Origin of the sequence: Streptococcus suis (assembly GCF_016743335.1) — a bacterium.
In the GTDB taxonomy this organism is placed as follows: domain Bacteria; phylum Bacillota; class Bacilli; order Lactobacillales; family Streptococcaceae; genus Streptococcus; species Streptococcus suis_Y.
In genome coordinates this window covers 20331-27765 of sequence record NZ_WCJE01000030.1, presented here as the reverse complement: position 1 = coordinate 27765, position 7435 = coordinate 20331, and the positions used below count along the sequence as shown (strand labels likewise).

General features: G+C 41.5%; 6 protein-coding genes. All 6 read right to left on the bottom strand.

Translation table 11 applies throughout. From position 1 onward, the window contains the following. Positions 1–46: 46 nt before the first annotated feature. The 6 genes from F9856_RS08750 to F9856_RS08725 all read right to left on the bottom strand — a co-directional run bounded on the left by F9856_RS08750 (position 47) and on the right by F9856_RS08725 (position 7420). Positions 47–1177: an ABC transporter ATP-binding protein gene (locus F9856_RS08750; RefSeq protein WP_024398690.1), complete on the bottom strand. Its 1131-nt coding sequence runs from the start codon at positions 1175–1177 to the stop codon at positions 47–49. 234 nt (positions 1178–1411) lie between these two features. Continuing rightward, positions 1412–2272, bottom strand: a complete 861-nt coding sequence (locus F9856_RS08745; protein WP_024381074.1) for a helix-turn-helix domain-containing protein — start codon at positions 2270–2272, stop codon at positions 1412–1414. Between the two features lie 12 nt (positions 2273–2284). Then, the gene (locus tag F9856_RS08740; RefSeq protein WP_202106379.1) at positions 2285–3577 is read right to left on the bottom strand and encodes a response regulator transcription factor; all 1293 of its coding nucleotides are present in this window, start codon (positions 3575–3577) and stop codon (positions 2285–2287) included. After that, positions 3567–5216 carry a sensor histidine kinase gene (locus F9856_RS08735; RefSeq protein WP_202106378.1) on the bottom strand — a complete coding sequence of 550 codons (1650 nt, stop codon included), beginning with the start codon at positions 5214–5216 and terminating at the stop codon, positions 3567–3569. Before F9856_RS08735 ends, F9856_RS08740 begins: the two co-directional genes overlap by 11 nt. Further along, positions 5213–5815, bottom strand: coding sequence for a DUF624 domain-containing protein (locus F9856_RS08730; RefSeq protein ID WP_236659584.1), 603 nt, complete (start codon positions 5813–5815; stop codon positions 5213–5215). Before F9856_RS08730 ends, F9856_RS08735 begins: the two co-directional genes overlap by 4 nt. A 123-nt stretch (positions 5816–5938) precedes the next feature. Continuing rightward, on the bottom strand, positions 5939–7420 hold the full coding sequence (locus tag F9856_RS08725) for an ABC transporter substrate-binding protein (RefSeq protein ID WP_024398695.1): 1482 nt from the start codon (positions 7418–7420) through the stop codon (positions 5939–5941). Between the last annotated feature and the right edge of the window lie 15 nt (positions 7421–7435).

Genomic DNA, 7435 nt, shown 5'->3' with positions numbered 1-7435 from the left:
GATTTTCATCTAGCGGTCAGGTGTTTTATGAACGATTTTAGAAAGGTTAGACAATCGCCTTACTTGTTTCATCATCAAAGAAATGTGCTTTGTTGAGGTTGAAGGTCAAGCGAACTTTGTCTCCTGGGTTGTGGTAGTCGCGTGCATCGACACGAGATACAAACTCTGTGCTACCCACTTTAGAGTAAAGCATAGTTTCTGCACCGAGAAGTTCAGACACAACTACTTCCGCTTCGATAATTGAACTTGGATAAGTGTCCAATTCCAACTGAGAAGCTTTGATGTCTTCTGGACGGATACCAAGTGTGAAGCTCTTGCCGTTGTAGCCTTTTTCTTCCAAGTGTTTGCGACGCCCTTCTGGAAGATCTACTTTGAAACCATCTCCAACAAGCACACCCTCTTGAAGAGTCACTGTAAAGAAGTTCATTGCAGGGCTACCGATGAAGCTGGCAACAAATTTGTTTACAGGTTTATTGTAAAGCTCTTCTGGGCTACCAATTTGTTCGATACGACCGATTGTACCTGTACCGGCTTCATTCTTAGTTGCAGACATGATAACGATACGGTCAGCCAAGGTCATAGCTTCTGTTTGGTCGTGCGTTACGTAGATCGTTGTTGCACCAATACGGCGGTGAATTTTCGCAATCTCTGTACGCATGGACACACGCAGTTTGGCATCCAAGTTTGACAAAGGTTCATCCATCAAGAATACTTTGGCATCACGGACGATGGCACGACCCATGGCAACACGTTGGCGTTGTCCACCTGAAAGGTCAGCAGGTTTACGTTGCAAGAATTCAGTCAAACCTAGAACTTGCGCTGCTTCTTCTACACGTTTTTTGATTTCATCCTTGCTGTATTTACGCAATTTCAAACCGAAAGCCATGTTGTCAAATACAGTCATGTGTGGGTAAAGGGCATAGTTCTGGAATACCATGGCAATATCACGGTCTTTTGGTGCCACATCGTTCATCAACACACCGTCGATGTAAGCTTCACCTTCTGTAATATCTTCCAATCCGGCAATCATACGAAGAGTAGTTGATTTACCGCATCCTGAAGGACCTACGAAAACAATAAACTCTTTATCTTTAATATCTAGATTAAAGTTTTCAACGGAATAATGCTCGCTATTTGGATATTTTTTATAAATATTTTTTAAATTAAGTTGAACCATGTTCAAGCCTCACTTTCTTTGATAGTTTTATTGTAAATGAAAACGTTTTATTTTTCTAGGTCAAGGTGAACAAAAAGAACACAATCTTTTGTACAAGTTGCACAAAAGACTGTGTTACTGAAATAGTTTACTTTTCAAAAATTCAATGAGCCCTTTGGGATTTTCAGTAGAAAAGGGACGAAGCGATGGGTGGCATTCTCAAAGGCTACAACGCTTTCTCATCATTAGCCCCTATTAGATACTTAAATCCATGATAACCATGTAGCAAACTGCCAAATCCGTCAATTCCTTGAGCTGTAATCCCGTCCAATCAAACCATTTGTCCAAGCGATACTGTAGCGTATTTCGATGGATATAGAGAGACTGGGCTGCCTTGGTTATGACCGCACCTTCTTGCCAAAGAGCTACAATTTCCTTTTCTAGCTGCTGGTGGGCAATCAAACTAGCAAGTCCTTCTCTCAAAACGGGGTGGAGTTGACCTGCCCAAAGATAGAGCTGACCGAAGGTAAGCAACCGTGACTGATGGTGGCTGCTTCGCCAATGGTGAAAAAGGGATTGTTCAGCTTCGATTAATTGCGGCCAAGAGTGTACCAATTTGGCTGGCCAGATTTGCCCTAAAAACAATGTAATTCTCAGACCAAAATCGAACTCCATGGTAGCAAGGGTGTCACGCAGTATTTCTTTGACGTCAAAAAGAGGTGCCTGATGTAGAATGAACAGGTAATCCTGTCCATTGCCTGTATAGTAGCCTTGGAGATTGGGGAGAAGTTTGGCCATCATATCAAGCCAGGCTACCTTTCCATCTTCATCGGATACGTGGCCTACATGAGCATGAATAACCTGTAGTTTTTCCAAGGTTTGTGGAAGAGGACCTCCCCCTTGGAAATAGCGTCCCCAAGGATGACCTTGTTCTGCGCTCGAGTCATTCATCAGCAAGTCAATCAGTTCGATTTCTCGATCTGTCAAATCCTTGCGATCGACGGAAAACCAAGTATGATCAGCCAGAGGCAACTGGATACTTGCTCCGTTTTCTGTCTTTTCAAATACAAGCCTTCCCTTTGGAAATAGGTGCTGCAATTCTTCCCTTTTGCTCATCTCGCCTCCATCTCATTCTGTCTGTAATTGACCGATTTTCTGTCGGTAATTTTTGGGAGATTCCCCACAAATGCGTTTGAAAATTTTATAGAAATAGCCCACATTGGTGTAGCCGACTTGAAAACAAATTTCTTCGATTCCCAACTGACTGTTCAAGAGAAGCTGTTGTGCTACCTTGATTCGCTGATGATTGAGCAATTCTGCAAAAGTATGCCCGGTCTCTTTTTTGATAAGTTGACCTAGGTAAACCGTATTTAGGTAGAGATGAGCACTCATATCTTTCAAAGACAGTTCCTCTGCAAAGCGTTCACGAACAATCGTAACGACTTCCTGTACATGTGGACTGTAAGTGGAACTCTCGGAAAATTTTTTCAGATAATGACAAAAATACTCCATTAGTTGATGTAAATCTCGACTCGCTTCTACCTTTACATAGAAATCTTCCAAGCGCTGATGGTCTTCTTCATTAAAATAGTAAAACACATCCGACATCATCTGATTAAAAAATTGTTTTGTTAGGTAGACTGCCGGAGTGGTTTCTCGTAATTTATCAGCCAAATGTGGTAAAACATCAACGATTTTTGCCAATCTTCCTGCACGTAGAAGCGGTTCCATATCTTTATAGAATTCTGTGGTAGTAGCCGTTAAATCTTCTGATAGTTGCTTATAAAATAAGCGCCTCTCTACCTTGTCAATCAACTGCCGTATGGTCATCGTCGGGGTAACTTCTTCTGTATATAGACTACCCTCTGGTCGACTTTCTGTCAACTGAAAATAGTAGACTTGATGTAAAATATTTTTTTCACGACAGTAGCCCATTGGGTTTGGAGTCTCTCTAGCGGCAAACCATGTTTTCTGGGAGTGACTTAATAACTCACTCGCTGTCAGGGTTCCTGCCAAGAAACCCTTAATATATTCCCTATCCGTCTCTTTCTTCAACGTTGGTAGCTGTTGGAGCAGCTTAGCCAGTTCTTGTTTATTGATGGGCTTAAGGAGGTAATCCATTGCCCCGAGGGAGATAGCTTTACGGGCATATTCGAATTCTTGAAAACCAGACATGATGATAATGTGGGTATCAGGCGATTGTTCTTTCATTCGTCGAACCATTTCCAGACCTGTCATATCTGGCATGCTGACATCGGTTAGGACAAGGTCCACAGTATGCCGTGAAAAATAATCCAGCGCTTCTTCAGCGTTCTCTGCCGTATAAACAATCTCGACATTGTATTCATGATAAGGGAGAAGATGCTTCATCCCTTCCAAAATCATATATTCGTCATCAACTACTAACATCTTATGCATCATGCTCATCTCCTCGGGGGAAGACACCTTCAAATAAGATTGAATATGTCACCCCTTCCCCTTCTTTAGAATCTAATTCTATCTGGTAACGGTCTCCAAAATAGAGAAGTAACCGCTCATGAACGTTTCGTAATCCGATTGATTGTGACCGATTTTCTTGCGACAATTCTCGACTTGCCAAGAGGTGTTTGTAGGCTTCCAGAGTTTCCGCGTTCATTCCCTTACCATTATCTCTGATGAGAATTTCCATATCCTGTCCATGCTTGAGAGCTTTGACACTAAGCGCATTGTCTTTTCGTTTGAGATCTACTCCATGGACAAAATAATTTTCTACCAGAGGCTGGATTACAAACCGAGGAATTTCAACTCTTTCGCACCCAGGATCCATTTGATAGGCATAGGCAATGGAACGGGGATAGCGGATTTGACAAATGTAGCTATGTTTTTCACAAAATGAAAGTTCTTCTGCCACCGTTGTCATTTTTGCCTGTGTCACACTACTGCGAAGCAAGCTTGAAAATTCATAAATCATATCCCCTAGCTCATCCATCTGCTTGCTGACTGCATACATACGGAAAAATTCCAAGGTATTGTAGAGAAAATGGGGGTTAATTTGGGCTTGTAAGGCTCGCATATTGGCATCTTTCTGAGCTAACTGCAAGCGATAGATGTCTTGAATACTCTGGTCCATAGCATCCAGCATCTGATTGATTTCCGATGAAATGAGATACATTTCCTGCTCTTTATTGTCCGTCTGTAGACGAAGATGCCTGTCTTCGCCACGAATCTGTTGCATGGTATCAACAATGTCCAGTACTTGAACTTCATATCGTTTAAACACCCTTCTCAGGACCAGTAGTAAAAGAGCAACGAGGCAACTACTTCCTAGAAAAATGATTCCGACTAGGCTGCCAACTTTTTCAATAGCATGCTGCTGGTCAACCCCAACTGCAATTTGCAAATCCCCACTCATTCGATAGGAGAGCGGAGGCGAGGCAACATCTGGTCTCAGACTATAAAATTCCCGATCCAGAGAATCTTGAACTCTAACGGTTATGGGGAGATCCGTCTTACGTTGAATATATTGTTCGAGCAAATCCGCATCGATGGTGACATAGATGGTTGCAATACCTTCTGTTGTCGATGGAGAAAATAGGGTCATCGAAATACTATGTTGCGGAGCCTTGTAATTTTCGGCCGTGACCTTTTTACCAGACTTTAAGTCAGAGGTAGAAACAAAGACAGTATTTGCATCCATCGGAGCAATATCGACTCCTTCTACGAAGGGATAATAGAGATAGAGAGTGCGAACAGAATCCTGCAAGGAAATCCGTTTGACCATCAGGTGAGGGTGACTCAGTAACCAGACCTGGTACTGAGAAGGAGATAATTGAAAATAGTGATAAAGACTGTCTAGACGATCCCTGTCCGTAATGTAGTCCGCTAGATAATTCCCAACCCGTCCCTGATAATAATCCAACTCCTCTTTTAGACCATCTGCTACTTCCTGTTGAATGCGGATGCGATTGGTATCATACTGATACCAGCTGATGTAGGAAAGAATACTGGCAAAGAAAATGACAATCCCAATCACTAATAAAGAATAACTTTTCAAAAGAGTATGAATTAAAACTTTTTTCATAAGTAATCCTTGTCAACTTTCTTATAAACTGGATCAAAGGCATCATAGAGAAACAAGAGCCATAGGACCGGTAGGAAGAAGAATAAAATCAAGGGAAGTTTGAATAGCAAGAACCCACAGACGAGACTGCCTAACAAAAATTTGACCAGGGCTTTCCAATCAAGAAAAAGCGAGACAGCCGCCAACTGTAAGCCTGTTTTTAGACTAAATTCAAAATGTACTTGAAGTTTTAAAAAGAGAGCATAGAGTGCAAAAATATAGAAAAGACCACAAGCATTTGTAATAAGAACTGCTGGCATCCACCAGGTCTGGGGCAATTGAATCAAGAGCCAAATGCCGCTAAATAAAAGACCAATCAATAAGAGGACAAGACCAAGGCCAAGGTTAAGCCGAATAAAGTGCTCTTTAAAATAGCCAAACGCCTCTCGAAAATTATACTTAGATGCATCCATATGATAGTTATCGTAGAGGTAAAGTATCGTTCCATTTGCTGGTGAAATGCCCAGCACTACGCCTCCTAGCAATAGAAGAACCAAATAGATGGCACCCAATTTCATGAGGAAGAACAGAAGAGTAAAAAGCCTGTCTAACCATTTCATCAGAATGTATCCTCCTTTTACACTTATTTTATCACAATTTCGCTTATTTGTATATATCAACATAAATTATAAAGAGGTCAGAAAACACCCAACCTCTTTTCACACTCCATTATCTGTGATTGCTTATTTGTTTGCCAAAAACTCATCGTATTGTTTTTGCATTTCTTCTTTTACTTTTTTGTAGGACTCTTCTGCTTCCAATTTTTTCAGCATTTCTGGAACAGCAACATCAGGATCCACAGTACCAGTATTGATACTTGCTGCATATTGGCTCATGATATTTTGGATACTTGTAATTTCAGTCTTAACTGCATCAGCATTGAAGTTGAAGCCAAGAAGTGGAGACTCTTCTGCACCTGCCAGCAATTCTTCTGCTTTTTTCACATCTTCATCTGTTACCTTGTCAGTGATGTAGAGAATTTGGCTGTTACCTGTGTTCCAAGCTGACATACGAGTATCGCCTTTGTAACCATCCAACAACTTGATACGATTTTCAGCACTTGGGTCTTTTTCCCAGTTGACTCCCTCTGGACCAAATACCAAGCCGTTCAGCAATTCTGGATTTGTATTGATAAGAGTCAATACTTCCATAGCTTTTTCTTTGTTCTTAGATGTTTTTGAAATGACAAAGTTTGCTACTTGGGTAGATCCGCTTGTCTTATAGGCAGATGTGATTGGTTTCGAAGTAATCTTATAGCCTGCAACTGTTGAAAGGAGGCTATCGCCAAAGTCAGCTGGTCCTTGTGTTTCTTCACGAACGAACCAGTTTGCTACATCAAGTGAGAAGGTTGCGTCAGTAGTCGCTGCATCTGCCATAATGTAGCCAGCCTTATAGTATTTGTGAATGGTGCGAAGGTTATCCATGTGACGGTCCACTTCAAATGGGTTTACCACTTTTGTAGTGTCGCCTTTCAAGTCGATAGCAAATGGTAACTCATTCCCAGCTGGATATTCCAAACCGTCTGTTGATGGTTTGCTAGATTTTACCCAGGCAAATGGTGTCACATCTGCCTCTTTTTCTTTGATGGTTGCCAACATGCTTTCCACATCATCGTAGCTATCTACTTTAGAAATGTCAAAACCATACTTATCAACCATGTCTTGATTGAAGGAAAGCATCTGTTGACTAGCTACGTTACCGATGACAGGTACTGCGTAGATTTTTCCGTCGATGGTATTTCCTTTGATATAGGCAGGGTCAATAATGTCATAGAGGGCCTTGCCTTCTTTCTTGTAAAGTTCTGTTAAATCAGCATAAGCTCCTTTTTGCGCATTGATAATATAGTTGTCTGCAAAGGCAATATCATATTCCTCACCAGATGAGGTAATAATGGCCATTTTATCCTTATAGTCACCCCATGAGATATACTTGATGTCTAGATGGGCGCCTGCTTCTTTTTCGATAATCTTATTGGCATTTTCCAAAAGAACATCGATGTTTTTCGGTGCGTCTCCGATTTGATACATGAGGATGTTTGTCAATCCATCTTCTGTTGTAGCGCTACTTGATGCGGTCTTATTTCCAGTCAGACTACCACAAGCGACAAGGGAAGCTGCAGACGCAAGTGTCACGCAGGAGTAGGCAAATTTTTTCCATGTTTTCATTTGGCTGTTCCTTTC